This is a genomic window from Solidesulfovibrio magneticus RS-1 (assembly GCF_000010665.1).
In the GTDB taxonomy this organism is placed as follows: domain Bacteria; phylum Desulfobacterota; class Desulfovibrionia; order Desulfovibrionales; family Desulfovibrionaceae; genus Solidesulfovibrio; species Solidesulfovibrio magneticus.
In genome coordinates this window covers 4568458-4595244 of record NC_012796.1, presented here as the reverse complement: position 1 = coordinate 4595244, position 26787 = coordinate 4568458, and the positions used below count along the sequence as shown (strand labels likewise).

Below are 26787 nucleotides of genomic sequence, written 5' to 3'. Positions count from 1 at the left end.
GTTCCCCTGGAGACGCCCATGCCAGCCCCTTCGCCCAAACGTCCCCCCGGCCGCCCCCGCAGCGACGCCGCCAGACAGGCCATCCTCGAAGCCGCCGACGGCTTGCTGGCCGAGGTGGGCTTTGCCGGGCTGACCATGGAGGGCATCGCCGCCCGGGCCGGGGTGGGCAAGGCCACGGTCTACCGCTGGTGGCCGAGCAAGGGCGCGGTGGCCATGGAGGCCTTCCTGGCCGGGCTCACTCCCCGCATCGCCTATCCCCACACGGATTGCGCCGTGGACGACGTCGTGACCCAGATGCTGCGCCTGGCCGAGGCCTACCGGGGAGCCGGCGGTCGGGTGGTGTGCGAACTCATTGCCCTGGGCCAGGCCGATCCCGAGGCCATGGCCGTTTTTCTGGACGGCTATCTGCTGCCGCGTCGCGAGGCGGGCAAGGAGGTGCTGCGCCGGGGCGTGGCCGCCGGCCAGATTCGCCCCGACGCCGATCTCGACGCTATGGTCGATGCGCTCTACGCGCCGATTTTCCTGCGCATTCTCCTGCGCCACCAGCCTCTTGACGACGACTTCATCCGCCACGTCGCCGATCTCGTCTTTTCCGGCCTGCGACCGCGCTGAACCCGGTCGCGGCCGGCCTCTTGCGGGCGCGCCAAGGGCTTTTCCCCAGGCCTTTTATTCGTTTTCCAAATCCTGCGCGCGGCGTTGCGGCTGCCGGCTTGGTCCGGCGACGAGCGCGTCGTTCTAAGCCACGCTTGCCCGGGCGGGCCGGGGCCTGCCCGGGCAGCCTCTCGGGCCGTTGGTGATGACCTTCGAGAGGGATTTCGTTTTGGCCGTTCCCGGCCCAGAGAGCATTTGATGCGGTAAAACAGCAGGATAAAGGCCAATCGAAAAGCCTTTTAAAAGAATTCTTGACGGGCCGGAAATTCAGATTCTATACGTTACGTATCGTATAGAAAATAAACGCTGGAGCACCGTCATGCAAGACACCGTACAAATACGCCTTGGCGAGGAAACGGCCCCGGAACTGGGGCGGGGAACCATCGCCCTTCTGGCCGGCGCGGCCGGCCTGTCCGTGGCCAGCTTGTATTACAACCAGCCCATGCTGGGCATTTTGGCTGGGGAATTCGCTGCCGAGCCGTCCTCTGTGTCCTGGGTGGCCGTGTTGACCCAGTTCGGCTACGCCCTGGGGCTTGTTGCCCTGGCTCCGCTGGGGGACCGGTTCGAGCGGCGGGGGCTTATCGCCCTGACCTTTGCCGGCCTGGCCCTGGCCCTTTTCGGGGCGGCCCTGGCCCCGGGCTTGGGGACCATGCTGGCGGCCAGCCTGCTCGTCGGGGTTCTGGCCACGGTGGCCCAGCAGGTGGTGCCCATGGCCGCCCATCTGGCCGGCGAAGCACGGCGGGGAAGCGTGGTCGGCACGGTCATGGCCGGCCTGTTGACCGGCATATTGCTGTCGCGCACGGTCAGCGGCCTGGTGGCGGCCTATGCCGACTGGCGCGACGTCTACGCCGGGGCCGCTCTGGCTGCCCTGGCCGCCAGCGTCGTGCTGGTGGCCAGGCTTCCCCGGGTGGAGCCAACGACGACGCTGTCCTATGGCCGCATCCTGCTGTCCCTGGCCGGGCTCTTTCGCCGCCACGCCGCGCTGCGTCGGGCCGGAATGGTCCAGGCCCTGCTCTTTGCCGGGTTCGTGGCCTTCTGGGCCGAGCTGGCCTTTTATCTGGAACGCCCGCCCTTTTCCCAGGGCAGCGCCATGGCCGGCTTGCTCGGGCTGGTGGGGGCGGTGGGCGTGGTGGCCGCGCCCCTGGTCGGACGGCTGGCCGACCGGGGCGGCAAGGGCCGGCTGGTGACGTTGGGGGCGGCGGCGCTTGCGGCCGGATTCGCCGTCATGGGGCTTTTCCCGGGCTCCTGGATCGGCCTTGTGGCCGGCATCGTGCTCGTGGACGTGGGGCTGCAGTCGGCGCTGGTGGCCAACCAGGCCCGCATCTACGGCCTGGACCCGGCCGCCCGCAGCCGGATCAACACGGTGTTCATGGCCGTCATGTTCCTGGGCGGCGGGCTGGGTTCGGCCCTGGGGGCGCAAGCGTTTGCCGCCCTGGGCTGGAACGGGGTATGGGGGCTTGGCTTGGCCTGCGGCCTGGCCGCCCTAGCCGTGGAGCGGTTTGGCCGATGCCCGGCCTGACCTCCGGGCGACCGGAAAGTGGACGGCGGCCGTAAAAAACCCCCCGGGCGTCGGCTCGGGGGGCTTCATGATTTCGGAGCCGGGTCTTACTGGCCGGGAGAACGGCCGGGTGACTGGGACACGCCGTCGTCGTAGGGCGAATAGCCCTTGGGCACGGGCTTGCCCGGCAGGGAGACGCCCTTGGTCAGCTTGTCCTTGTCATAGAGCCGTGCCAGGGCGTCGATGTCCAGGCTGTCGGATTCCAGGAGCCTAGCCGCCGGGCCGGCCTGCTCGGTGGAATAATAACCGAGCTTGAGCGAGCCAGCCGCCGGATTGGACTTAAGCTTGATCTTGGTCTTGCCGGCGCGCCAGCGCAGGGTTTCCACGCCGCCCTCGGTCGACGTGGACGGCTTGCCGTGGCGGGCCGAGAGTTCCTTGGCCATGGCGTCCCGGCTGGTCAGGCCGTCCAGGCGCACGTAAGCGGCGAACAGCCGGCCGCCGGCGAAACCGTAAACGACCACCGGCGACTTGCCGCCGATGCGGTAGCCTTCCTGAAGATTGACGGCATAGGTCGCGTCGCCGTCGGATTTGAGAATCATGAACGCCGGAAGCGACGTCAAAGGCGTGCCGAACGCCGTTCCCGAAAATCCGTCGGCCTTGCCGGCCAAGGCTTCGGACCCCGTCGCAACACAGGCCGCCAGCACCATGAAAACGATCCACCCGCGCATATCCCCTCCTTGCCGTTTATTCTGCATTGTCCGTAACGTCTCCGGGGGCTTTAGCGCAAGGCGGCGAGGGCGCAAAAACAGATCATGGCTGGCCCGGCTGCGCCGGCCATGTCTCTGCTAAACCATCAACCAGGGTGGTTTAAACAGTTTTTGAGACACTCCCGAGATGGCCCCTTGTTGCTCATGCTTTTTCTGTTTTTGAAAACAGCATATTCAGGGAATTGTCCGTGGTTTCATGAATAGGTGTTGACTCATAACTGCTGTCTTGCTGGCTTGTGAGCATTTTTTTATTTCATTTAATACTTTGTCTGTGTTTTTTATGTCAATAAAAGGAAGGTTCTTCTGGTATGCGCGACGCAGCGAATCAACGTCTACATCATTTCTGTGAGGATATATGATGACATTGTCTGAAAAAAAAGATGCTTCATGACTAGTGTTGTTTGGCGGTGATATTATCACGTCAGCCATGCAAATGCAGTCAAATAAATTCAAATCGTTGGCGAGAGCAGCGTTGTCGATGTGCCCTATGTCGATTTTGACGTCGTATCTTGGGTGCTGTCTTAATAATATGAAAGAATTAGGAATTTTGTCTGTTATCGTGCCTATGATATTTATTATGTCGTCGTTAAATGTGCCAGCTGCTGTCAGTATTAATATGATTTTTTTATCATCAGTGGCGTAATTGTTTCTTAACGATTGTATCTTGTGTTTAATTTTTTTCTAGTTCTTTATTTCTGGCATTCCAAAGTTGAATGTATTCTCCTTTAAAAAAGGAAATTGAGTGTCGTTGTTCTCTTTGTATATTTTGTCCGAAACATTAAGTTCGAGGTAAAATAATTTTTCGATATTAAATTTTTGTTTATAATAACTTAACAGTCGGGAGTTTTTGTAATTATTTCTTTTTCCAACGCCATGCCCAACTTCACAAATACAATAATCATTATTAATTCCTGTGAGGTCGTGTGTGCCCATTGCCCCGAAAAGGCATTTTATTTTCATGGCGTGAAAAATTTTATTGTATATATAAAGATTGGGAATAATGTTTATCACCAAGATATTGTATGATTGAAATAGTGAGTGGTAGAATGGTAAATACTTGTCTTCGACTCTAGTCTTGGCGAACAACATGGATATTTTTTTGAGAAAACATCCGTTAGATCACGGACGGTTTTTAGTTCTTGCTGGGAGACTAGTGAGGTGACGTACTCATATGGGACTGTTTGCTTGTAAAAAATTGATTTAAAATATCTTGTATCGTAAGAGTTCGAGCGGTCCGGGATGTCAAATATAACAAATGGAGTGTTATTTTTTTTCAAGTACTTATATATGTCTATAAAGATGTGGTTTTCTTTTTGACTTTTGTCTCTTCTGTACTGCCTTGACTTGGTGAAAAAAGCATACTCAAATTGAGCGTGAGTAATGATTTTTTTTGTGGAAGTCGTTGAGTCTTATGGCTTTTTGTTGTTCGTCGTAGTCTTCGTTAGGTAAGACGCTACTTCCTAGATTTAATATTCTTTCAATTGCGACTTTGTACCAAGGGAATCCTAGAAAATCAACCATAAACAGATTTGTTTTGTCTTCGATGTAATTTTTAGATTCTAAAAAGAAATTATGATTAGACAATATATTGTCAACACCTGTGTGTGGCTTCATATGTCCTCGCTATGGCGAAATGAACGCAAACGTTTTTGAATTTTAGGCAATGTTGATATAAAAGCTAGCTGAAGGTGAACGTATTGTTGCCATTTTTTTGTCGTATTCAGATAGCTCCAACGTTCAATTGCTCGGTTAGGCAAGAAAAAACGCTTGATAGATCCGTAGACTTTGTCATGCAGCGTTGTGAATTCTCTTTGTGCATCTGGAATTGTCAGGCTGTGCTTTTTCCATGTTAATCCAAAGGACTCGCCAATCATCCCCTGTGCGGAGCGCCGTGCTTGCCATGGATCGGACGGATGCCTTTGGAGAGGCTTCGCTTTTCCGGGCTGCCGCGAAAAATGGCTGCCCAGTGGCTAGTGAGCGGCCGTCTTCATGCGCGCGGAGCAACGACCGCTTGACGCTTGCGCGCGAAACGCTTCAAAATTGTAGTTGCATTGACCTATGTTCCGTGGCGGCCGCCTCTCAAGCAGCGGAAGCCATCAAGGCCGCCGCTGCCTGCCAAGACGTCTTGGAAAGCTGTATCTGCAGTGAACGCCCCAGGGGAGGAAATGCGGTCACGATTGGCATAGAGCGGTTTCTCATGCCACGGAAACGGAGAGGAGCATGCCAAATTTGCCGAGGCAAGCCCTGGCCGTCGTCTCTTACTTGTTGTTCTGCAAGAGGTACCCCGTGATACTTTTTGAGTGTTCTTCGCCGTCCTCCGTAAAGATATCCTTCTCCTTTGGCGTAAATCTAAAATGACAATGGCGGCAAATGCCGTACTCGTCCATTTCATGCGCCAGATGCTTTTCTCTGAGCTGCATCATGGTGCTGGAAAGCCAGACTGAGGACAAACTGTCTTTTCCAACGTGTCCTAAGACCATTCGCTCTTGATAGTCTAGCGCACATGGCAATATTTTTCCATCCCATGTGATGAAGAACCGGTGGAAGATGCCGTTGCAACGAACATCTTTGTAATTTTCCCTTGTGTCCGGATAGGGATCTAGGTCGGGGTTGAAATGGAGGAGTCTGCCGACCATGAACATGTCCGCCAAAGGGAACTGCTTTTTAACAGTTTCCTTTAAACTTATAAGTTCTTGCCGGGATCCGTTCGACTCTATGTTTGTTTGTATTCTAACCCAGAGATTGTTTTTGTTTGCCAGCTTCTTTTTGCTTAACAACATATTTATATGGTTTTCAACTTCGGAGTACTCTTTCCCTTTCGTTTCAAAAGAGCTTGAGTGATGCGTGTCTACAGAAATTGCTAATCCTGCGATCGATGACTTGAGAATGTCATCAATCATTTTTTCGTCAAGCAATGTGGCGTTCGTTGTTAATATAATGTCAAGAATGCCTTTGTCTTTTGCATACTCAATCATGTCAAATATTCTTGGCTGCATAAACGGTTCGCCGCGAAGGCATGACTTGATGGCGCAAGCGCCATTCTCACTTATTTCATTGATAATGTCTGTAAAAAGGCCGTACTCCATGACTCCAAGGGGAATTTTGCCCACGATGTCTCTTTGCGGACAACGTGCGCATTTTAAATTGCAAATGGCAGAGAATTCAACATCAACATTCAATGGGAAGTCAGGCAAGACAATATCGGAAACGGTTTGGTCCCATATTTTGCGATATATTTGTATTTTTCATTTCTATTTTTCCCCTTAAACTCGTCCTTGAGATGGATTATCTTCATAGAGCTCTCCTGCTGTTCGTTCGTCTTCAGGGTTACAATCCCCGGCTTTCAGCCGGGAAGCTTTCTGCGAGTCGCCGCATGTTCCTGGGCGCAAGAGCAACGAAGCAACGTAGGCCCTTTGCGGCCTTGCCTCGAAGCGGCGCTTAGACCATTGTGGTCGTCGCGATGCCGCCGGACCTTCCGTCCGCAGGCCTTGAACACGCCAGAGCCCGCTGGCGGTTCTTGAGCGCATATTCTGCTTTTTCCAAAAGCAGGCGAAGATTAGCAAGAGCTTTTATCAGCGAAACGGCAAGCTCTTAGCGGTCCTCCCTTCGACATCTGGAGCTGAGATCTTGCAGCATACGCCGCCAGCGTTCGATGGCTTCGGCTATGACAGGAAAGTTCGCCTGCCGCCGCAACAACTCGGCTTGAAAACCTTTGTCGCATAAAAGCCGTTCGATCGTTTGGGGCAATTCGGCGATTTCCCTGACCACGGCCGTTGCGCCGCAACGGTTGGTGGCCAGCATGTCTTCCCGCTTAAGTCCCGGTTGAACGCTGAGCACGGGACGGCGGCAGAGCGCGGCTTCCACAAGCAGGATCGAAAACATCCCTACGACAGCATGGCTGGACCGCACGACGCCAAGCGGGTCGGGCTCCTTGCGCACCTCCGTCTTGAAGTCAGGCGACGTCTCGCTCAAGAGCGCCGCAAGCGCCGCTTCGTCTTCCTCTGGATGGGCCAGGCAAACGAAGCGCAGGCGGCTTTTGATCTCCACGGGAAGCGCCGTACAGGCACGCACCAAGGCCGGAATCACGTCGCGCTCAGTAAATCCCCAGGAATCCCGATCATTGAGGACGCGGGCCAGGGGCTGGGAAACAAACGTCAGGACGATCTCGTCCGGGTCGCCGCCAAGGGGCGGTTTTCCGTCCCGGCTGTCGCCGACCAGCGAGGACAGCCAGGGGCTGCCGAGCATATGCAGCTTCTGTTCGGGAAAGCCCAGGGCCAGCATGTCCTTATGGGCGATCTCGTCCACCACGGCGATGACGTCGGGCAGGGGCGCGTTGGCGAGGCGTTCGCCGGGCAAGGTGAAACGCTCCAGATAGCCCCACCAGCTGTCAACGAAGGCCACGCTGGGTGTCCCGGTTTCCGCCGCGGCGCGCCAAGCCTCGCGGCAGAGCAGGCCCTCGTCGGAGCGACGCAGATTGATGGTGTCGGTCAGGAGCACGTCGCACGCCTCGGGAGCAAGCCGCAGCGCGTTCAAAGGCGCGGCCTCGTGCCCCCTGGCACGGATATACGCAAGGGCCGGTTCGCGGCCGTGCCAGCGAATGTCAAAATCCGCCGCGTCCGTCAGCAACGGGAGCAGGCCGCGAAGCCCGCCCATCTGGCTGAAGCAGGCGGCAAGGCGCATGGCCTTGCCGCCGTTTTTGTCGTTTTGCCGCCGCATCAACCCTTCCTGCTCAACTCCGCGACCTTGATGACGGCGTCGGCGATGTCGTCCATGTCGGCCGTGGTCAGAGGCGGATAGACAGCGTTGATGGTGAACAGGCGTTCCTGCCAGAAGTTCTCCACCACCGGACAGGCGCCCAGGCCGTATTGCGTGGGATGGCCGTAATACGACGCCTGCCAGGGGTGGCCTTTGGGCCGGAAGATCCGGCGGGTGAAGACCGGCAACAGGTGGATGGGTTTGACGAAGCCGGTGACCGGGGGCACATGCTCTTCCCCCACTTTGCGGCTTCGGATTCCCTCTGCGTCCAGGCGGCGCAGGAATTCATCGCGGGAGACGCCCACCACGGCCGGGTCCAGAAGCATGGGATAGAGCAGGTAGTCGTGGGTGCAGCCGGGCCGCACTTGGGGGGGCGTCAGCCCGGGGACGCCTTGCAGACGGCGGTTCAGATGGGCGCACAACTCGCGGCGGGCATCCACCAGGCCATGCAGTTTGCGCGTTTGCTCCACGGCCACGGCGGCTTCCAGTTCCGTGAGGCGGAAATTGTAGCCCACCATGTTCTCGATGTTTTGCACCTCGTAGCCGTCCACGCAGTTTTCGGCATGGTTGCGCACCAGCCGCAGCCGCATGGCCAGGTCGTCGTCGTCGGTCACGGCCATGCCGCCTTCGCCGCATTGAATGGTCTTGTGCCCGTTGAAGCTGTAGCTGCCGATGTGGGCCATCGTGCCGGCCATGCGGCCATTGATGGTTGCCTTGGTGATGTGGGCGGAATCCGAGAGCACCAGGAGGTTGTGCTCACGGGCAATGGCCATGATGGCTTCCATGTCCGCCGACTGTCCGAAGAGGTCCACCACGATGATGGCCTTGGTGCGGGGGCTGATCTTGGCCCGGATGCTCTCGGGGGACATGCACAGAAAATCCGGTTCGCTGTCGGCGAATATGGGGACGGCGTCGTAGAGCAGGGGGGCCGTGGCCGAGATGACGTGGCTGTAGGGCGTGACGATGACTTCGTCTCCGGGACCCACGCCAAAAGCGGCCATGGCGGCGATGATGACCGACGTGGCCGAATTCATGGCCACGGCATGCCGCGCTCCGGTGTGTTCGCGCCACATGTCTTCCAGCAGGCGCACGCGCGGGCCGCCCAGGAAGTAGTCGCCGGGAGCGCCGATGAAGTCGGAGATGATCCCCTGGCGGATCACCTCCACCACCGCGCGTTCCTCGTTGTGGTCAAAGGTCCTGTAGGGCGGAAACGCCTTGGTGCGGACGGGCGCGCCGCCGTGGATGGCCAGGGTGGACATTGCATTGCTCCTTAAGGGATGGGCCGCGGGGGCGTGAACGGCGGCAGCTCCACCGCGGCGCCTTGAGCCATGGCCGAAGCCATGGCGGCTTCGATGATTTCCAGATCACGCAAGGCCTCGCGCCAATGATTTTCCAGCCGAAGGCCCGGATCGGTGGCGAGGCTGTCCAGCTCTCGGGCGGCGACGCCCAGGGCGTCGCCGTAGGTCCCGCCCATATTCGTGGAAGCCGGGACCAGTCGGGAAAAATTCGGAAACTGGGCAGACGGCTCCGTCCGGAACAAGGCCACCTCCTCGGCGGTGGCGTCCAGACGCAGCCGGCCGGCATCCCCGGATATTTCCAGTTCAAAGACGCTATAGCAATAGCCCAGGCGGTCCATGGCGACAAGCTGGGCCACCAAACCGCCGGGAAACTCCAGCCGCACGTCCAGACTGGGATCCTGGGGCATGGACCCCTGCTCCAGGCCCACGGCCCGCACGCGCAGGGGTTCGCCAAGGACAAACCGCAGAAGATTCACCGCGTGGCAGCCGTTGTGGCGCAGGCCGCGTACGTACTGCGCGCAAACGCCGTGCACGCGGCCAAGGCCGCCCCGGGCCACGAAGTCCCGCACGCGGCGATGGGTCTCGTCGTAGCGGCGTACGTAGTTCACCACCAGGGCGACGCCGGCGGCCTCGTAGCGCTGGCCGATTTCCAGGGCCTTGGCGGCGCTGCGCGCCAGGGGTTTTTCGAGAAACACCGCCCGGGGCCGAGCCAGGTCCAGGATGTCTTCCAGAAGTATTTCGTGGGTGTCGTCGGGGGTGGCCACGCCAAGCACCTGGGGCTGCTCGTGGCGCAGCAGTTCCCGATGCGAGGCGTAGGCCTTTTCGACGCCCCAGACCTGGGCGCAGGCCTGGCGTCGTCGGGGGTCGGGCTCGGCGACGCAGGCGAGTTCAAAGGCGTCGGAAGTGCTGAACATGCCCGCCTGGGTGAACACGGGGCCGTCCGGGGCACGGCGTTCGTCGTAGGCCGAGCCTATGGCCCCGCAACCCAGCAGGCCGGCGCGCCAGGGGGGACGGTTCATGGCTTGGACGCCTCGCCGGGGGCCGGGCGCTGGTGGCGTTGGCGGTACTTGTCGCGCTCTTGGGGGGTCCAGAAGCCGCTTACGGGCCGCACGGCGGCGTTAAGGCGCGGCCAGTCCGGGTGCGCCTCCAGCAGCCGCAGCACCTCGGCCAGGCCGAAGTCCGGCATGGCCGGCCACAACGCTTCGTACACGCGGCGGATGAGCTCCAGGTCCTCGGGCGTGTCCAGGGTCCAGCGGTGCCAGGAAAGGTCCTGTTCCTGGTCCGTTTCGGGCTGGAACAGATCGAATTCCTCCGGATGCGTGTGCAGATACGGAACCACGTTGACCTCGTTGAGCCGGCGTTGATCCGCGTCCAGGGTTTTGATGGCGCGGGCGATGCGGCGGAAGGTCTCGATGTGGTACACCTCGGCGTCCAGCCCCAAGGGCAGGCGGCGATCCATGGTGTTGCTGACGTAGTCCACGTTGCGTCCCGCGGCCCGCAGTTCCATGAAACAGCGCAGCAGCGAGGCGATCTCGCGGTGGTCGCACAAGGGGGAATCGCCCCCCAGCCGCACCACGGCCTCCATGCCGAACCGCTGCGCCGCGTCGATGCAGCGCTGCAGCACGTTCTCCTCGTCCCCACGAAAGCACCCGATCCCCAGCCGCCGGCAGCACGCTTCCACGGCGTCGTCGGCCGGAGCGGCGGTGGTGGCCACCACCACGCCGCGATCCGTGGGCACGGGGGCAAGGCGGCGGGCCATGTGCTCCAGCACGGGCAGGCCGCAGATGGGATGCAGCACCTTGCCGGGCAGCCGGGTGGAGCCCATGCGGGCCAGGATGATGATGCCGCTCGTCATGGTCATGGAAGGGGGCCTCCTTCACATCGGGTCTGTTGCATGAAATGGGCTAGGCCTGGGCCTGGGGGCCGGCGGCCCTGGCCGTGCCGGATAGGCCTGTAATCATGGGATTTTTGGAAAAATCCGTGGGAATGACGTCAGTGCGGACCAGTTCGGTGAAAAAAGGATGCAGGTCCCTGGTCAGCCGGTCACGGCTTTCGGGGTCCATGGGGGCCCGGCGCAGCCACAGGCCAAGCATCTGGGCCAGGGAGGCGTTCCACCCCCCCAAGGCCTCGACGCGCACGTCCGTGAATTCGGCTTCCTCAAGCAGACGCCGGAGGGCATAGGGCGTGTAGCGGTAATGGTCATGGGGCGCGTCGTGAATGGGCCACAAAAAGGGCGTGGTGAAAAACAGGGTTCCCCCCGGGACCAGCACGCGCCGGATCTCCCGGAGCACGGATGCGGGATCGGGACAATGCTCCAGGACCTCGGTGGCCATGGCGCAATCCGCGCCGCCGTCGGGCAGGGGGATGGAGACGCCGTCCCAGGCTAGGTCGGGCTGGCGGCGGTCGGCGTATTTGCCCGTGGCGAAATCAAGGCCGATGTAGCGCGTGATTTGCGGATTTTGGGCCAGGATATGCTCCCGGTAGGGCATCTGGCCGCAGCCGACGTCGAGCAGGGCGCCGCGAAAAAGGGGAATGGCCTGGTTGAGGCGATCCAGGATGCCCTTGCGCACCAGATACCGATCGGCAAACTTGGGCAAAAGCTGGGGAAAGAGGAAGGCATCACCACTGGCGTCGGGCGGTTGCGTGAGCAACTTTCCCCCAAGTTTCTCAACCATGCTCAGCGCCTCTGTATTGTTTGGAAAATGCGTTAATTCTTCCTTGAGGGCTTCTTGCGCAGCATGGGCGTTGTTGATGCTCAGAAAGTACCGAGCACGGAGAATTTCCAGGTTCCTGAGGCGCGCATGGCGGTGTTTCAGGATATTGGTCAATTTGAAGGCCGCGTCGTGCTGGCCCACCAGGGATTTGGCCATGGCCTTGGCGAACAGTTCCTCGTTGGTCAGGACGTCGTGGGGATTGATGGGCGCCCAACGGCCGGACGGCAGCTTGCGCAATTTCCATTCGAACAGCTCGGCGATTTCCTCGGGCTGTTTTTTGTTGTTTCCGCCAAGAGCCTGGAAAGCCCAGTCGACCCGCGCGGTCGCCTCCCGAGGGGGCACGTAGAAAAAGGGGAACGCTTCCTTGAACTCCGCGTTGAAGTCACGTTTTTTCATCTGCCGGGCGACCTTGGGATGGTTCCTGTAGAAGGGGTGGGTGTCTACCTCCACCAGTGTGAGATCGTTCTTGGGGCCGTCGAAGGATACCTTGCATCCGCAGTAGGCCGCATAGGCGAGATGCGAACCCGAAGAGTTGGTCGTTGCGAACTCGAACTGGCGCATAAGCGACTGCACCCGCACCAGCGCATGCCTGTCATAGGTCCAGGCGCCGGTGATCCAGGGGATGCCGGCCTTTTCAACAGCGGTGATCCAGTTGCCGCGGCGGACGTCCTCGCAGCCGATACAGACGACGACCAGAGAGAATTGGTCGCGAATTTGTTTGATATATTCAATGTAGGGATGCGTTTCCTCGTGAAAGGCAAGGTCTGTACATTGTGTGGTGTGCATCGGAAACACAAGGAGGCTGTCCGGAATCCTGGGAACTTCGACAGTGTCGGGATAGAGGAAAGGAACGCCCACGGCGATGGCCTTGGCGTAGCCATGGGCTTTCAAAAAGGCTTCGTGAGCTTTGGAACGAACGAGATTGTTGACGTCTTTATACTGCGCCTCGGCGAGTTGTTCAGGCTCATTGGGTTCAAACCACCCCCATCCGTGCAGCCATGTCGCCCGACCAAACAACGGCTTTGGCAAGCCAAGCAGGTCTGAAATGCAGGATCTGGCTCCGTAGTAATCAAGTTCTCCATTGTCACGCGGCTGATACTTTATAGAAGGCAGATGTCGCAAAATGGGTTGTACTTGGTGTCGCAGTTCGGATATTTCCGTGGCTTGTTGCGGTATTTTCGTATCTGACATGATTAACTCCGGAGGTTCGCCCGATCCAGACGCGGATTTGCCTGGTTAACACACCGTCCTATCCGGCTGCCTGCGAGGCTTGCTTGATGCGCCTCGTTGTCCGGGAGGGGGCGGGCTTGTCAGCCCTCTTGCCGCGCAAGAGCGCCCAACGCGGCGGGAAGGTCGCCGCAATGGTCGAAAGCCGCAGTTTCCGGAGCGTGGCTGAAAAGCGCCGGATGAGCCGCAACCCTGGGAGGGGACTCGCTGGCCGCGCCGGGCTGGGACATGCCGACGGGAAACAGCGTACGGTCCAGGATGTCCATGAACTGCAGGGACCGCAGGCCGGGTTTCAGCCCGACGGGAAGCGTCTCCAACGCCGCCGTGGCCAGTTTCAGCATCCGTCCAAGGGCTCCAAGACGCTGGTCGCTGGTATTGCCGCACTCCCGCATGTGGTTGTCTCCCAGGGACTTGCGGTGGGCGCGGTCGGCCATGCCGAAGGCCAACCCGGGCAGGTCCCCGAGGAGATCCACGGACCGCTTCAGGAACGGGGCGGCCTTGGAGGGCAGTCCGAGGTCCAACAGCAGCAGGCCAAGGTTGAGCCCCAGGGCCGGGGATTCCGGGATGACGGAAACTCGACACAAGCGGTCGAAGGCCTCTTTGGTTTGCCCGGCAAGAAGGTGGGTGTTGGCCGCTTTGATGGCGATCAGGTCCGGGTCGTAGCCCAGGTCCGCGAGGTTCTCTAGGCAGGTCCAGCGCTCCCGCTCAGGGCTGGCGGCGTACTGCTCGAGCAGGGCGGCGATGCGACGGGCGCGCGGCGAAAAGAACATGGAGCCAAACCGGCGCAGGTAATGGCGTACGGCCGGTTGGGTGAGGTGCCGATTGTCTTCCCGGTAATGTCCCTTTCCCGCCAGTTCGGAAAAAACGATGTCGAAGCCGGGAAAATAATGGACGTTGGCATGTGCCTGGCAAAATTCGTTCACCGCCGCATAGATGGTGAACTTCGAGATGTTGTTGCCCTGAACGGCGTCCATCTCCTGATAGGTGAGGCGAAGGGATATGGGACAGACGCCGATGATGATCTGCATGTTGGGATTGTACTGAAGGAGAATCTCTCGGGTCTGTTCGAGCTGGACCAGGTTCTCGTGAGTCGTCATGGAATGGACGTGCAAATCGTCATCAGCGCCGAGGGCGCCGGGATAGGGATGCAGGATATAATCCTGGGTACGGCGGTTGAACCAGACTTCATTGACACTGGGAGTCAGGATGACGACTTCGGCTTGCGACAAGGCGGTCTGAACATTGCGCTCGATGGCATTGATTTTACGCTGGCACTGTTCCTGGTCCTGGTCGAAGATCCGGTGATGGTTGAGATCCGTGTACCCCTTTATCCCGGGGTAGATTTGGTCCAGTTTGGTGAGGCGGCCTTCGAAGGCGTTGCGCACTTCTCGCAAGATGGAATGACACGAATACTTGTAGCCAGCCTGGGTCTCAAGGAGATTGAAATGGTACATGTCCAGAAAAAGCTGTATATTTTCTCCAAAACAGCTGCCGAAGTGAACCACCGGGGTGTCGTGGTCGACGAGAGGCTCGCCGGCAAGGTGCATGCGCCTGGAGCCAAGAGGCCATTGCCTGTAGACAGGATATTGATCGAAGTATTGCATGGCGTCTTCCTCGTGTGATGATCCGGGGTTCAGGCTGGTCGTTGGGATCTCTTGCAAGAAATCTGGAATCGTGTTTGGGGCGTTACAGTTCGGTTGATGCGGCCGAGCCAGGAACCGGGAACGGAAGCCTCATCGGTGTCGGTGGCGGTATGAAGGCGCCGCGCGGCCCACAGCGTGTCTCGAAGGGCCTCTGGGCAGGTCGGTCAGTGGGCTGATCCAGGCAGCCAGAGGATAGAGCCCTTGGGCCATTACGCATAGCCCTCCTGGCGTTCCAGCGCCGCGATGGGCGCATGTTCGCTGCGCAGCTGGGCCAGCCAGATCTGATCGTGATAACGGCCATGGCTCCAGATGCGCTCCCGAAAGACGCCCTCGCGCTTCCAGCCGATTTTTTCCACGCAGCGCGCGAAGGCGGGATTGAAGGTGCCGGCGAAGACGCGATGCATGTTCATGGCGGCGAAAGCGTGTCCGGCCAGCAGATGGACGGCCTCGCCCCCCAGCCCCTGTCCCCGGTGCTCGTCGCGGCCGATGAGGATGGCGATCTCCGCGCAGCGATGCACCAACTGGATGTTCACCAGGGAAATATTGCCGATGTGGACCCCGTCGGCCTTGTTGATCATGGCCAGGACAAAGCCTTGCCCCGGCCTGGCCGCCAGGGCCTGGGCGTACTGTCGCATCTGCTCCCTGTCCGAGGGAAAGGCGCGTCGCTGGGACCAGCGATTGACCTCGGGATCGTTGAGCCAGCGGAGATACTCGTCGGTGTAGTCTTCCTCAAGCACTGGCCGCAGCCGCAATCGGGCCCCTTCCAGAAAGCACAGGGTCTGTGTCATGTGTCCTCGCCTGTTGGCCGCCGGGTCTGCCTTGAAAGCATCAACCGCAATTTATGTAAAAATGCATCCTCTGACCAGCTTGTCACGCCGCACTGCAACAGCCCGAGCCGCAAGAAGGCGTCAATTTGCCGGGCCTCGTGGGGGGCGCTGGCCAGGGCCAGGGTCGGGGTTCCCAGGGCGCGCAGTTCATACAAGGTGCGCCCGCCGGCGCAGACCGCCAGGTCGCATCCCGTGAACAGGGGCAACATATCTGCCGGAGATACATGCAATTGTGAGGCCAAGGATAATTTTTCCCTGGCCTGCTCCACTGCCGAGGCTTCCCCGAAGCCAGGGCCAAGGACCACCTGCAGCCGGCAGGCGGGCGCTGCGCCGCCAAGCGCTCCCAAGGCCCGCAGCACCCGGACGGTCAGGCCCGTGGGATCGGAACCGCCGAGCGTCAACAGCACGACGGGGAGGCCTGCATCGCCGGAGCCATGATGCCGGGCGGCGGCGTAACGCTCCTCCAGGATGCAATAGGCCGGTCCCAACAGCGTCTTTTTCGCCCTGGGATACATCGATGGCTCGGCCAGCACGGAAGAATTGAGCACCAGATCGCAAGGGAGCAAGTCGCGTCCCGTGTCGTCCAACAGCGCCAGATAGGCGCCGGCCTGGCGGGCCGCCCGTATCACCTGGTCCTCGGGCGGGAAGGGCAGATCGACGATGAGCACGTCCCCGTCGGCCAGGGCCTTAAGCCATAGCTCCGGCAGGGCCACCTCCAGGCCCAGGGCCCGGGCCCGGGCGAGGCCGTCGGGCAGGGGACGCATGAGAAACGTCGTCGCCGCCGCCCCGGCGCGCAGCAGCTGGCGGGACAACACGGCGCAGCGTTCCAGATGCCCGAAGGAAAGCCCGGCCACCTTGCCGGCGTCCACCCGAAAGAGCACCCGGCCCAGGCGGGGGATGTCAGCCCGGAAAGCATTGATCATGGGCGGCGACCAGCTCTTCGGGGCCAAGGGGCGGCGTGCCGGCGGGGCAATGCGCCACCAATCGCCGCACCCGATCCAAATCCTCGGGAGTGTCCACGGTAAGACGGACGTCGGGCCGGCGCGCCGCAGGGGGCAGGGTTGGCCGCAGAGTCCGGTATTGCGAAGGATGGCGCAGGGCGTGCAGATTGATGTGTTCGCGCTCGTCGGGGGAGCTGGCCTGCAGGGCCATGCGGCGCAAGGCCTGGGCACAAAAGGCGTCTGCCCCCAGGCCCACCGGGCAGTCCCGGGGAAGGCCGGCATGTTCGGCCCCGTCCAGGACCAGCCGGAGGGCGGCCTCCACCAGTTCGGGGCAGGTCAGGGGATTGTCGGCCGTCACCCGCGCCACGGCTTGGGCGGGGAAGCGGTCCAGGCATTGCAGGAATCGGGCCAGGACGTCGTCTTCCTCGCCTTGCACGGCCTCCACGCCCAAATCGCGGGCCAGGGACGCCAGGGCCAGATCCTCCGGACGACAGGTGGTGGCCAGACAGAGCCGGCCCGGCAGGCCGCGCAATCGTTCCAGCAAAAAAACCAGCATGGGCGTCCCGGCCAGGGGCAGCAGCGCCTTGCCTGGCAGACGGGTGGAAGCCAGACGGGCCTGGATCACCACCAGGGTCTGCATGGCCTACTCCGCCAGATCCTCGGGGGTCAGGGCCGTCATGGCCGGCACCGCCCGGGCGAGCTTTCGTCCCAGCGCGGCGTTAAGATCTTCGGGCGTCATGGCGCTTTGGGGCCGACAAAAGCGCAGATCGGCCATGGTCAGCGTCTGTCCTGGCGCGAGATCACGGGCGGCGTACAGGCCCCGGCGATACAGGGGAGCGAACTCCCGGTCGGGCCGCCGGTCAAAGAAGTCCTCGGCCGGGGCCAGCATGGCCGCGTGCAGGGCCATGGTCTCCACCAAGCCGCGCAGCATGGCCGGATCGGCGGAGTGGGCGTGGTCCCCGCCGGGCGTGGCGACGTCCAGGGTGAAGTGGGTCTCGATGATCTCGGCTCCCGCCCCGAAGGCCGCCAGGCAGGCGCCCACGCCGGGAAAATGGTCGGACCAGCCCGTGGGCAAGCCGAATTCCCGCCGCAACAGCGCCATGACCTGGAGATGGCAATCCTCGGCCCGGGCCGGATACAGGGACAGGCAATGCAGCAGGCCCAGATCCCCCGCCCCCTGGCGCCGCAGACGCTCCACGGCGGCGGCGATTTCCGGCAGGGTGGCCATGCCGGTGGAGAGGATCACCGGCTTTCCCGTGGCGGCCACGGCGTCCAGCAAATAGGGCGTGGCCAGATCCATGGAGGCGATCTTGTAGGCCGGCGCGTCCGCCTCTTCCAACATCTCCACGGCCTGCACGCTAAAGGGGGTGGAGAAAAAGGCGATGCCGGCCTCGCGGGCCTGGTCCGCCAGGAACCGGACGTCCTCCCGGGACATCTCGCCTTGGCGGATGAGCTCGAAATGCGGCGCCTGGGGCAAGGCCAAGTCGTCGGCGCGGAAGGTCTGGAACTTGACGGCCTGGGCCCCGGCCTGGGCGGCGGCGTGGATGAGGGCGGCGGCGGTTTCGCGGTCGCCTTCGTGATTGAATCCCACTTCCGCCACCAGCAGGGGCAGGCCGGTGCGTTGGCGTGTGCGCAGGTCCATGGTCGGGTGCTCCCTGGGTTAGCGATCGAAGACGTAAAGGGTGTATTTGTCCGGGCCTTCAAAGCCTTCCCAGCGGTCCAGACGGCCTGCGGCCTCACGTTCGTGCCGGCGAAAGGCCTCGCCGAAATCCAGGTGGGTGAGCACCTTGGCGGGCTTGAGGCCCAGGCGGGCGTAGAGGGCGTCGTAGTCGTGGGAGACGATGTTGGTCTTGAAGGCGCGTTTTTCCACCAATTCCCGGGTGGCGTGGCTGGCGCACCATTCCACATGGATGATGCGCTTGCGGCACACGCGAGCCATCTCGGCCAGGGCGTCCATGATCTTGCTGGGGTGGATGTTCATAAACACGCCCAGGCTGAAGCCGACGTCAAACGCGCCGTCGCGCAAGGGCATGCGGCAAGCGTCGGCCTGGGCGGCGGCGATGGGCACGTCGGGCTTGTAGCCCTGCATGTTGCGCAGTTGGGGCAGGCTGAAATCCAGCCCGCCGATCAAGGCCTGGGGATGGCGCTCCTTGACGCGCTTTACGTTCCAGCCAAAGCCGCAGCCGGCTTCGAAGGCCGAGGCAAAGGGGACGGCCTCCAGCTCTTGGAGGATGAGATCCTGAAAGAACACTTCGCGGTCCAGGTAGCCCGAGGCCAGGATCTCGTCGCGATAGGCTTGGCCGCGATAGGCCCAGTAGGATTGCTGTTCGCGCAGTTTGGGCAGCGCGATGCCCAGGCGCTTGTACAGCCATTCCTTGATGCGGTATTCGACCTTGTACAGCTCCACGCCGCAGCAGGTTTTCCAATGCGGTTTGGGGGCGTTCACGGCTGCTCCTTGGGGCGGCGCACGTAGGTGTAGTCTTGGTGGGGCTGTCCGTCGAGCACCAGCTCCACCGCCTGCTTGAGGGCGCCGTGGTGGCAGGCGGCGCAGACCGGGCTTTCCAGCCTCCGGCCAGCCAGGTGCAGTTCCCGTTGCCGTCCCTGGAGCTGATCCCAGGCCTGCTTGACGCCGGTGTCGCGGGCGTTGCCCAGGACTTCGGCCATGGTGAAATCCGAAGGGCATTTCAGATACGCGCCCGAGCTGGTGATGCACAGGCGTTGCCAGAGCCGGGGGCAGACAAAGGCCGGATCCGGCACATGGGTGCCGGCGTCGAAATGCATGTCCGGATTGTAGGCCACGCGGTCCACGATGCTCTTCATGAGGGAGATGTAGGCCTGGGGATCGTGGGCGATGGAGGACCAGATGGCCTGGACGTTGAGCAGGGTGTTGGCGTTGAGGGCGTCGCGCACCCGGCGCAGGGTCCGCAGCTTCTCCAGGGACTCCTCGTAGCGCAGGGGGATGCGCACGGCTTCGTAGTGCGCGCCCAGGCCGTCGAAGCTCATGGTGATCCAATCCACCCCGGCCCGCATGAGCCCCCGGGCCAGCTCCTCCGTGACGGGGCCGCCGTTGGTGTTGATCCAGACCTCCTTGACGCCGCTGGCCTTGGCCAGGCGAACCATCTCCACGATCTCGGGATGCAGCAGGGGCTCGCCGCGCATGCTGAACTTGAGGGTGAACAGGCCGTGGCGGCCGCATTCCTCCACGATGGAGCGGTACAGGTCCATGTCCATGAACCTGTTCTCGCCGATGTCCAGGCACTGGCGGAAGCAGTGGGTGCATTTGAGCTGGCAGACGCTGGAGGCCTCGATGTCCACATTGAGGGGAAAGGACGCCGTCTTGCGCCGGGCGGGCCAGTAATTCCAGGCGTAGCGGTTGGCCAGGTAGGCCAGGGGCTTGCCCTTGCCCCGGCGCCATTCGTTGCACAGGTATTCCCAACGCGATTCGCAGCTGAACTGGACCTTGGTTTCAGAGCGTCTCATGCCTGTTCCTTTTTTTCTGGCCGCGGCGCATGGCTGGCCAGGGCTTCGTCCTGGGGAAGCGGTGAAAAGTCCGGATCCAGCAGCCGGCGGACGGTTTCCTCCACCAGGGGCCGGGCGGCCTGCTTGCATTTTTCCAAAAGCGTCTCCCGGGTGTCGCCGGGGCGCACCGCGAAAGCGACCTGATGGACGATGGGGCCGGTGTCCAGGCCCTGGTCCATCAGATGGGCGGTAAGCCCGGTGCGGGTGTCCTTGCGGACCAACGCCCCATGCAGGGGATCGGGGCCTCGGTGGGCGGGCAGCAGGGAAGCGTGGACGTTGAGCGCTCCCAGCGGCGCGGCGGCCAAGACCTCCGGAGGCAGGCGGCGCATGTAGGCGTGCAGCCAGAGCAGGTCGGCCCCGGTCTGGCGGGCCAACCGGCCCAGGTCCTGCTCGTCCTCTTCCCAGACGGGCAATCCGGCCCGCTGGGCGCGACGGCGCACGGCCATGGCGTAGGGATCGGGCTGGAGGGCTGGCCCGCGGCACACCACCCCCAACAGCCGCAGCCCGGGACAACCCAGCAAGGCGTCCAGCAGCCGCTCCCCAAGGCCCCAATGCAGGGCCGCCAACACGCGCAACGGGCTGCTCACCAGCGCCTCTGCACAATATCTTCAATGGAGGCGTCGGGATCGCCCGCCGCGCCGTGGCGGCAGTCGCGGCAACAGGGAATCTCCAGACGCCGACCCTGGAGGTGCATGCGGCGCACCTCTTCCTGTCGCGGCGAACGCCACATCTCGGCGATGGAGACGGCCCGGGCGTCGCCCAGGGCGATGTCCCCGGCGTTCCAGCCGGTGCAGCACTGGCCCACGCCATTCCAGCCCACCACGATGCGCTCCCAGGGATACTGGCACACGAAGCCTTCTTTCAGCGTCATGGCCCCCTTGAAATTGATGTAGGGATTTTTCACCATGTAGTCGGCAACTTCGCCCATGGCGCGCTGGTAGGCCTGGGGATCGTGGCGGACGGCGGGCCAGATGGTGCAGGTGCGGATCTGCGGCAACAGGGAACCGGCCTCCTGGCGCAGGCGGCGCAGCATCCGCAAACGATCCATGCTTTCCTGGAACTTGGCCGGGGCCCGGATGGTTTCGTACACCTGCCCGATACCGTCGAAGGACACGGCCACGTAGCTAACCCGGTTCTCCACAAGGCAGGCGCAGATGCGCTCGTCCAGGTAAAAGGCGTTGGTGAGAAACGAGACGTTGGGGATGCGCGCGGCGGCGTAGGCGATCATTTCCGTGATGCGCGGGTGGGTCAGGGTCTCGCCGCGCCAGGAAAGGCGCACGGAATACAGGTCGCTGGCGGCGCACTCGTCGATGAGGCGGCAAAACAGGTCGAAATCCATTTGCCCGGCGTCGGGGAGCATATCGCGGTAGCACATGGGGCAGTTCATGTTGCAGGTGCTGGCGGACTCCAGGTCCACGTGCAAGGGGAACGGCGTGACGATGTGGTAGGTGGGCGCCAGATGCCAGGCCAGCCGGTTGAAGAAGTATTCCGCGAACCGGCCCTGGCGCAAGGTGAACAGCCAGGCCCTGTCCGGGGTGTCGAAGGGATGCTGGTGGAAATTGACTTCCAGCCCGTCCTCGGTCCTGGGCGCGTCCGGCCGTCCGGCCAGAACCTCGGCGCAGTGGCGATGGCAGGCCGCCACCCCTGGCGGCAGCGTCGGCGCGAAGGCGTCCACCAGGGCGTGGTACGGCACGCGGAAGGCGACGTGGAGTCCCTCGGCCCCGGCGCGCAGGCCGGGAACCGTTTCCATACGGGACAAAAACGACGCCAGCTCGGGATGCTGCAAAATCGCCGCGGAAGGCGGCGTCTCCCACACAACCCGCAGTTCGCCGGAAGGGCCGGTATGCGTACAGCGCAGCATAGCTACTATCCGTCTCCATTCAAGCCGCGTTTGTTCCAGAAATGCAGCACGTCATGCCGGCTTGTCGGCCGGCAGCCCACGGCTCCGTAGAGGGCCGCGGCCGCCCGATTTCCGGCGTGAGCCTCAACCAGCAGTGCGCGCGCGCGGCCATGGCGCGCGATGACGGCTTCCAGCAGCCTGCGGCCGACGCCTTGTCCCCTGGCCCAGGCCAGCACGCCCACGATGTGCAGCCGGACGGCCTCGGCCTCCAGGTGCAACGTAGCCAAGCCGGCCGGCCGGCCATGATGCTTCGCCACGGCCACTTCCTGGGCAAAACCGAGGCAATGCTCGGTGATGGAGGCCCGCCAGAGGGAAACGGCGCGGGCGGAGCCTATGGCCGCGTCCAGATGGTAGCGGCTAAAATGCATGTCCCATGCCAGTTCCAGAAACGGCGTGGGATCCAAGGCGTTGGAAAAAAACGTCGTCTCGTCCGGGCTGTCCGCCGTCGGCTCGCCGGGCGGCCGGACATGCACCACCTCGACTCCCAGCGCCTGCACCGTCCAGCTGGGCAACGCCCCCTGCAACGCCGCCGGGTCGCAGATGCCGACGGGCGTCTTGGCGACAACCAGCGCCGCCGACGCGGCGGCGGACAGCGCCTCGACAACGGCGGCCGTCATGGCCTCGGGTCGCGTCGGCCATGGGCCGCGCAGGCTGGCGCACGGCAGGCCCAGCTTCTCGGAATCCCAGGACAACGGAGTGAGGACGACTTTCATGCCGCGTCCCGAGGCGGCACAGGCATGAAAGGCGACTGGGCCGGGCGCAGCATCAGCCAGTCCAGCACCGACAGATTCGCCGCGAATCCGCCGTGCAATTGGGGGTGCACGGGATGGACGAATTCCTGCCATTCCACGCGGATGCCATGCTGCAGAAAGAGTGCTTCGTCAAGGTAGCCGCGCGAGCCGCTGCCCGTGAGGTAGCCGCGTGCGCCATAAATTTGACACAGGCGCACCAGGCGCAGCGTGCCCGTGCAGTCCGGACCTTCACGGCCCGGCAAGTCGTGATCCGAGGCCAGGGTCGTGGGGGTGGCAATGCCCAGTAACCGGGCGGCCAGGGCCAGCAGTTCCAGGTTCAGATCCACAAGCCGGGAGTGGCGCTTGGCGTAGACGGCCTCCAGCAACGGGAAGACCTGCCCGAAGCCTGGGGCCTTGGCGTAGGCCGCGCGGATCATGGCCAAATGCTTGCGCCGCCAGGGGCCGTCCTCCAGTTCCACTTCACGAATGGTCTGCAGATAGCGGCCTTTGTTTTTGACCGGCACGGTGAGCCAGGCCGGCCCGGCGGCCGTCTTGATGCGGTCGCGGTGATGCCAGCCCCGGCGCAGGAACTGCACGTCGTCCAAAAACACCAACAGGCCGCTTGCCTGCCAACGGTCAAAAAAACCCAGCCAGGGCAGGAAATCGGGCTGGTGGATGGTGACGATCATGGCGTCAAATGCGGTAGCGGACGATCTCGAAGCATTCCGCGTAGTCCACGCCGATTTTTTGCCCGTCGTTGGCGTTGAGGCGGGTAAAGAAATCGATCCATTTGTAGCGCACCCGTTCCAACTCCGAGCGGTGGGCCTTGATGACCTCGATCTTTGTCGCCATGGCCTCGGAGATGTCGGAGTAGACGTTTCCAGCAAAGGTGTGCGGCGTGTCGTAGTGATTGCTGCGATACATGAGTACGCGTGGCACGCGACGAGATGCCATGATGGTGCTTTGCGCAGCAGCTTGGTGGTCACGGTGCAGGTCATGAATCCAATGGCAATACACCGTATCGATATTACGTTCATTAATCAATTTGTTTAGATGTAGCGTTGTTTCTTCATTGAATTGCAGATAGAAAGTTCTGTGGTTCAATGTCAGCAGTTCGACGCCCATGATGTCGGAGGCAGCCCGACCCTCGGCCAAGGCTTCGTCGTCCGTGCGCACCACGGCCCCGTTTGGATCCGCGTATCCTGAGTTCGTCAGCACCAAAACCGTTACGTTGTCGCCCTTGCGAACATGATTAATGAGGGAGCCGCTGCAGCCAAGCTCAACGTCATCAAAGTGCGCGCCAACCGCCAGAATATTCATTTGCACTCCTGTTGCCGAAGAAGGGCCCGCAAAAGAGCGACGACCTCATGGACCATCTCCATGGACATGGAGGGAAACAACGGCAGCGTCAACTCTCTCGCGCAAATTTCCGCGGCCACCGGGGCGCCGCGCAAGAGGTCCTTGTATGCGGTGAATTGCTGCATATCCGGATAATGAATGGAACTTTGGATGCCCTGCCCCCGCAGGCCGGCCATGAGCGCGGCGCGATCCACGCGCTTGGGGAGCAGCACCGGCATGATATGGCAGGCGGACCGGCAGCCGGCCACGCCGCCCGGCCAGGGACGGACGACGCCGGGCATCGCATCCAGCTGCGTTGCGTACGCCGCCGCCAGCCGTTCCCGTCGGGCGTTGTTGCCTTCCAGCTTGGCCAGCTGCACGCGGCCAAGAGCGGCGCTCATCTCCGTCATGCGATAGTTGAGCCCCGGCGCCAGCACGTCATAGCTGTCCACGCGCCCCTTGTGCCGATCCAGGGTCAGGGAGGTCATGCCATGGGAGCGGAACAGGCGGGCTCGGGCCAGGCGATCCGGGTCGCGCGTCACGAACATGCCGCCTTCGCCGCAGGAGAGATTCTTGTTGCTAAAGAAACTGAAGCAGGCCATGTCGCCGAAAGTGCCGCATTGCCGGCCCCGGTAGGTGGCCCCCACGGCGTGGGCCGCGTCTTCCACCAAAACCAGCCCCCGTTCCCGGCAAAGGGCGACGATGGGGTCCATGTCGCAGGGCTGGCCAGCGTAATGCACCACCAGCACCGCCTTGGTGCGCGAGGTCACGGCCCGGGCGATGGTCCGCGCGTTCATGTTCCAGTCTTGCGGCGAGGCGCAGTCCGCCAGCACGGGCGTGGCCCGGCACATGGCCACGACGTTGGCGTCCGCCACGAAGGTCAACGCCGGCACGACCACTTCGTCGCCCGGCCGCAGGCCAAGCTGGTCCATGGCGGCGTGCAGGGCCGCGGTGCAGCTGGAGACGGCCAGGCAGGACGCCCCCTGGCCGAGCATGGCGGCAAATTCCTGCTCAAAGGCCTGGGTTTCCTCGCCCATGGTCAGCCAGCGCCGGCGCAGCACGGCCAGCACGGCGTCCTCCTCCCTGGAGTCGAAGTCCAGATCAAACAGCGGCACGCGCCACATCTTGGGATTCCTGCTTGAGGAACATGGACGAATTGGCTTCGAACATGTCGATGGCGGTCATGTAGTCGTCGGGACGGCCGATATCCAGCCAATAGCCGTTGTGCCGGCAGACGTGCACGGGCTTGCCGGCGGCCATCATGTCCAGCACCAGGTTGTCAAAGCCATAGGCGACGTCGTCGGGGATGAACTCCAGGATCTTCCTGGAGGCCATGTATATGCCCATGCTGACATGGTAATGCACCACGGGTTTTTCGCGGAAGCCGTGCAGCGTGTCGCTTTCGTCAAAGTCCAGCACGCCGAACTCGGAGCGCACCTCCCGCTGGCATGTGGCCACGGTGAAGGCGTTGGCGCGCGACGTGTGGTGGGCATAAAACGTCTCGAAATTCAGATCCGTCAGCACGTCGCCGTTCATGATCAAGAAATTGTCCGGCAGATCGTCAAGGAGCTTGAGGGGACCCATGGTGCCCAGGGGTTTTTTTTCCATGGAATAGTTGATGTGCACGCCCCAACGTTGGCCGGAGTTGCAATAGGCCTTGATGATTTCCGCCTGATGGTTCACGGCCAGGGTGACGACGGTGAAGCCGGCCGCCGCCAGCTGGCGGATGACCACTTCCAGGATGGGATACGGGCCTATGGGCATCAGGGGCTTGGGCAACACCACGGTGTACGGTCGCAGCCGGCTGCCGAGACCACCCGCCAGGATGACGGCATGTTTAGACATTGTAGGCTCCCGTTTTGTAGCGCTGCAAATTTTCGCCTTCCTGGAACCACTGGGCCGTGAGGGCCAGGCCGCGGCGCAGGCCGTCGCGGCCGGCGAAGTCCGGCGTCCAGCCGGTCAGCTCCCTGGCCAGGGAGTGGTCGCACCACAGCCGATCCACCTCGCTGCCGGCAGGACGCAACCGCTCCGCGTCGCAGGCTATTTCAAATTCAACGCCCATGACCTCACCGATGAGCGCGGCGATGTCGGCGATGGAAATCTCAAAATTGCTGCCAAAATTCACCGTCTTGCCCAGCACATGGGGGGACTCGGCCATGGCCATGAAGCCGCGGACGGTGTCCGCCACGTAATTGAAATCCCGCGTAGGGGTCAGGGCGCCGAGCCTGATGCGCCGCTGCCCCGCGGCCAACTGGCCGATGATGGTGGGAATGACGGCTCTGGCCGATTGCCGGGGGCCGTAGGTGTTAAATGGACGCATGACGGCAACCGGCGTCTCAAAGGCATGATGGTAGGACAGCACGATCTGATCCGCCCCGATCTTGCTCGCCGAATAGGGCGACTGCGGCTGCAGGGGGTGCGCCTCGGTGATGGGCGTAAAAAGCGCGGTGCCGTAGACCTCGCTGGTGGAGGTGTGCACAAGACGAGAAACGCCAAGATCCCGACAGGCCTGCACAACGTTGAGTGAACCGCGAATGTTCGTATCGATGTAACTTTCCGGAGCAACATAGGAAAAAGGGATGGAAATGAGCGCCGCCAGATGGAAGACCACCTCGCAGCCGGCCACGGCCCGGCGCACAAAGCCGCTGTCGCGCACATCGCCGGCAAGAATCTCCATGTCGCCGGACGTCGCCCCGGGCGAGCAGTCCAGCCATCCCCAGCTATTAAACGAATTGTACTGCACCATGGCGCGCACGTCGCACCCAGCCTGAAGCAGCGCCTCCGCCAAGTGCGATCCTATAAAACCGTCTGCGCCTGTGACCATGACTTTGCGATTCATGCGTGTTGATCCAAATTTCTCTGTTGAGTGGCCTATGAAAGCGCGCCTTTTGGCCACGAGGCCCGGAGTCTCTCGTGGCTGTCGGGTGCAGGAGCGCCTGTGCGCCTGCGCAATATTGCTTTGCAAAAATCGATCCTAA

The 26787-nt window shown here is 62.0% G+C and carries 26 protein-coding genes; 3 read left to right on the top strand and 23 right to left on the bottom strand.

The window, feature by feature from the left end; translation table 11 throughout:
- Positions 1-18 precede the first annotated feature (18 nt).
- Together DMR_RS19110 and DMR_RS19105 are read left to right on the top strand one after the other, a co-directional pair.
- Positions 19-612, top strand: a complete 594-nt coding sequence (locus tag DMR_RS19110; protein WP_015862685.1) for a TetR/AcrR family transcriptional regulator — start codon at positions 19-21, stop codon at positions 610-612.
- A gap of 358 nt (positions 613-970) precedes the next feature.
- Positions 971-2170, top strand: a complete 1200-nt coding sequence (locus DMR_RS19105; protein WP_015862684.1) for an MFS transporter — start codon at positions 971-973, stop codon at positions 2168-2170.
- 86 nt (positions 2171-2256) lie between these two features.
- On the opposite strand, the gene DMR_RS19100 is transcribed toward DMR_RS19105, so the two are convergent.
- From DMR_RS19100 to DMR_RS25465, 8 genes are all read right to left on the bottom strand, one after another.
- Positions 2257-2877, bottom strand: coding sequence for a hypothetical protein (locus DMR_RS19100; protein ID WP_015862683.1), 621 nt, complete (start codon positions 2875-2877; stop codon positions 2257-2259).
- A 1401-nt stretch (positions 2878-4278) separates the two neighbouring features.
- The gene (locus tag DMR_RS24755; protein WP_015862680.1) at positions 4279-4530 is read right to left on the bottom strand and encodes a hypothetical protein; all 252 of its coding nucleotides are present in this window, start codon (positions 4528-4530) and stop codon (positions 4279-4281) included.
- 644 nt (positions 4531-5174) lie between these two features.
- Positions 5175-6095 carry a radical SAM/SPASM domain-containing protein gene (locus tag DMR_RS19095; RefSeq protein WP_268741135.1) on the bottom strand — a complete coding sequence of 307 codons (921 nt, stop codon included), beginning with the start codon at positions 6093-6095 and terminating at the stop codon, positions 5175-5177.
- 412 nt (positions 6096-6507) lie between these two features.
- Entirely contained in the window at positions 6508-7632 is a 1125-nt protein-coding gene (locus DMR_RS19090; RefSeq protein WP_015862676.1) for a glycosyltransferase, read from the bottom strand.
- The gene (locus DMR_RS19085) at positions 7632-8930 is read right to left on the bottom strand and encodes a DegT/DnrJ/EryC1/StrS family aminotransferase (protein ID WP_015862675.1); all 1299 of its coding nucleotides are present in this window, start codon (positions 8928-8930) and stop codon (positions 7632-7634) included. Before DMR_RS19085 ends, DMR_RS19090 begins: the two co-directional genes overlap by 1 nt.
- An 11-nt stretch (positions 8931-8941) precedes the next feature.
- Positions 8942-9988, bottom strand: coding sequence for a Gfo/Idh/MocA family oxidoreductase (locus DMR_RS19080; protein ID WP_015862674.1), 1047 nt, complete (start codon positions 9986-9988; stop codon positions 8942-8944).
- Positions 9985-10830 carry a cytidylyltransferase domain-containing protein gene (locus DMR_RS19075; RefSeq protein ID WP_015862673.1) on the bottom strand — a complete coding sequence of 282 codons (846 nt, stop codon included), beginning with the start codon at positions 10828-10830 and terminating at the stop codon, positions 9985-9987. Before DMR_RS19075 ends, DMR_RS19080 begins: the two co-directional genes overlap by 4 nt.
- A 43-nt stretch (positions 10831-10873) precedes the next feature.
- A complete protein-coding gene (locus DMR_RS25465) occupies positions 10874-11644 on the bottom strand; it encodes a class I SAM-dependent methyltransferase (protein ID WP_070098065.1) in 771 nt (256 codons plus the stop codon).
- Between the two features lie 54 nt (positions 11645-11698).
- Between DMR_RS25465 and DMR_RS25460 the strand changes: the two genes are divergently transcribed.
- Positions 11699-12727 (top strand): hypothetical protein, encoded by a 1029-nt coding sequence (locus tag DMR_RS25460; RefSeq protein ID WP_232502835.1) that lies wholly within the window; start codon positions 11699-11701, stop codon positions 12725-12727.
- 266 nt (positions 12728-12993) lie between these two features.
- On the opposite strand, the gene DMR_RS22580 is transcribed toward DMR_RS25460, so the two are convergent.
- The 15 genes from DMR_RS22580 to DMR_RS18985 all read right to left on the bottom strand — a co-directional run bounded on the left by DMR_RS22580 (position 12994) and on the right by DMR_RS18985 (position 26648).
- The gene (locus DMR_RS22580) at positions 12994-14514 is read right to left on the bottom strand and encodes a GSCFA domain-containing protein (protein ID WP_015862671.1); all 1521 of its coding nucleotides are present in this window, start codon (positions 14512-14514) and stop codon (positions 12994-12996) included.
- Positions 14515-14762: 248 nt separating this feature from the next.
- Entirely contained in the window at positions 14763-15341 is a 579-nt protein-coding gene (locus tag DMR_RS19050) for a GNAT family N-acetyltransferase (protein WP_015862670.1), read from the bottom strand.
- Complete coding sequence (locus DMR_RS19045; protein ID WP_015862669.1) at positions 15338-16303, bottom strand: hypothetical protein; 966 nt, start codon at positions 16301-16303, stop codon at positions 15338-15340. The genes DMR_RS19050 and DMR_RS19045 overlap by 4 nt, the downstream gene beginning before the upstream one ends.
- Positions 16281-16961 (bottom strand): cytidylyltransferase domain-containing protein, encoded by a 681-nt coding sequence (locus DMR_RS19040; protein WP_015862668.1) that lies wholly within the window; start codon positions 16959-16961, stop codon positions 16281-16283. The genes DMR_RS19045 and DMR_RS19040 overlap by 23 nt, the downstream gene beginning before the upstream one ends.
- A 3-nt stretch (positions 16962-16964) precedes the next feature.
- Positions 16965-17963, bottom strand: coding sequence for an N-acetylneuraminate synthase family protein (locus DMR_RS19035; protein WP_015862667.1), 999 nt, complete (start codon positions 17961-17963; stop codon positions 16965-16967).
- A gap of 18 nt (positions 17964-17981) precedes the next feature.
- Complete coding sequence (locus DMR_RS19030; protein WP_015862666.1) at positions 17982-18767, bottom strand: class I SAM-dependent methyltransferase; 786 nt, start codon at positions 18765-18767, stop codon at positions 17982-17984.
- Positions 18764-19801: a radical SAM/SPASM domain-containing protein gene (locus tag DMR_RS25150; protein ID WP_015862665.1), complete on the bottom strand. Its 1038-nt coding sequence runs from the start codon at positions 19799-19801 to the stop codon at positions 18764-18766. Before DMR_RS25150 ends, DMR_RS19030 begins: the two co-directional genes overlap by 4 nt.
- On the bottom strand, positions 19798-20427 hold the full coding sequence (locus DMR_RS19020; RefSeq protein ID WP_043601123.1) for a methionyl-tRNA formyltransferase: 630 nt from the start codon (positions 20425-20427) through the stop codon (positions 19798-19800). Before DMR_RS19020 ends, DMR_RS25150 begins: the two co-directional genes overlap by 4 nt.
- Complete coding sequence (locus DMR_RS19015) at positions 20424-21701, bottom strand: radical SAM/SPASM domain-containing protein (RefSeq protein WP_043601120.1); 1278 nt, start codon at positions 21699-21701, stop codon at positions 20424-20426. Before DMR_RS19015 ends, DMR_RS19020 begins: the two co-directional genes overlap by 4 nt.
- A gap of 5 nt (positions 21702-21706) precedes the next feature.
- Positions 21707-22453, bottom strand: coding sequence for a GNAT family N-acetyltransferase (locus DMR_RS19010; protein WP_015862662.1), 747 nt, complete (start codon positions 22451-22453; stop codon positions 21707-21709).
- On the bottom strand, positions 22450-23160 hold the full coding sequence (locus tag DMR_RS19005) for a WbqC family protein (RefSeq protein WP_015862661.1): 711 nt from the start codon (positions 23158-23160) through the stop codon (positions 22450-22452). Before DMR_RS19005 ends, DMR_RS19010 begins: the two co-directional genes overlap by 4 nt.
- Positions 23161-23164: 4 nt before the next feature.
- Positions 23165-23791 (bottom strand): PIG-L deacetylase family protein, encoded by a 627-nt coding sequence (locus tag DMR_RS19000; protein WP_043601117.1) that lies wholly within the window; start codon positions 23789-23791, stop codon positions 23165-23167.
- Positions 23788-24933 carry a DegT/DnrJ/EryC1/StrS family aminotransferase gene (locus DMR_RS18995; RefSeq protein ID WP_015862659.1) on the bottom strand — a complete coding sequence of 382 codons (1146 nt, stop codon included), beginning with the start codon at positions 24931-24933 and terminating at the stop codon, positions 23788-23790. The genes DMR_RS19000 and DMR_RS18995 overlap by 4 nt, the downstream gene beginning before the upstream one ends.
- Positions 24911-25654, bottom strand: coding sequence for a nucleotidyltransferase family protein (locus DMR_RS18990; protein WP_015862658.1), 744 nt, complete (start codon positions 25652-25654; stop codon positions 24911-24913). Before DMR_RS18990 ends, DMR_RS18995 begins: the two co-directional genes overlap by 23 nt.
- Positions 25647-26648: an NAD-dependent 4,6-dehydratase LegB gene (locus tag DMR_RS18985; RefSeq protein WP_015862657.1), complete on the bottom strand. Its 1002-nt coding sequence runs from the start codon at positions 26646-26648 to the stop codon at positions 25647-25649. The genes DMR_RS18990 and DMR_RS18985 overlap by 8 nt, the downstream gene beginning before the upstream one ends.
- Positions 26649-26787 lie beyond the last annotated feature (139 nt).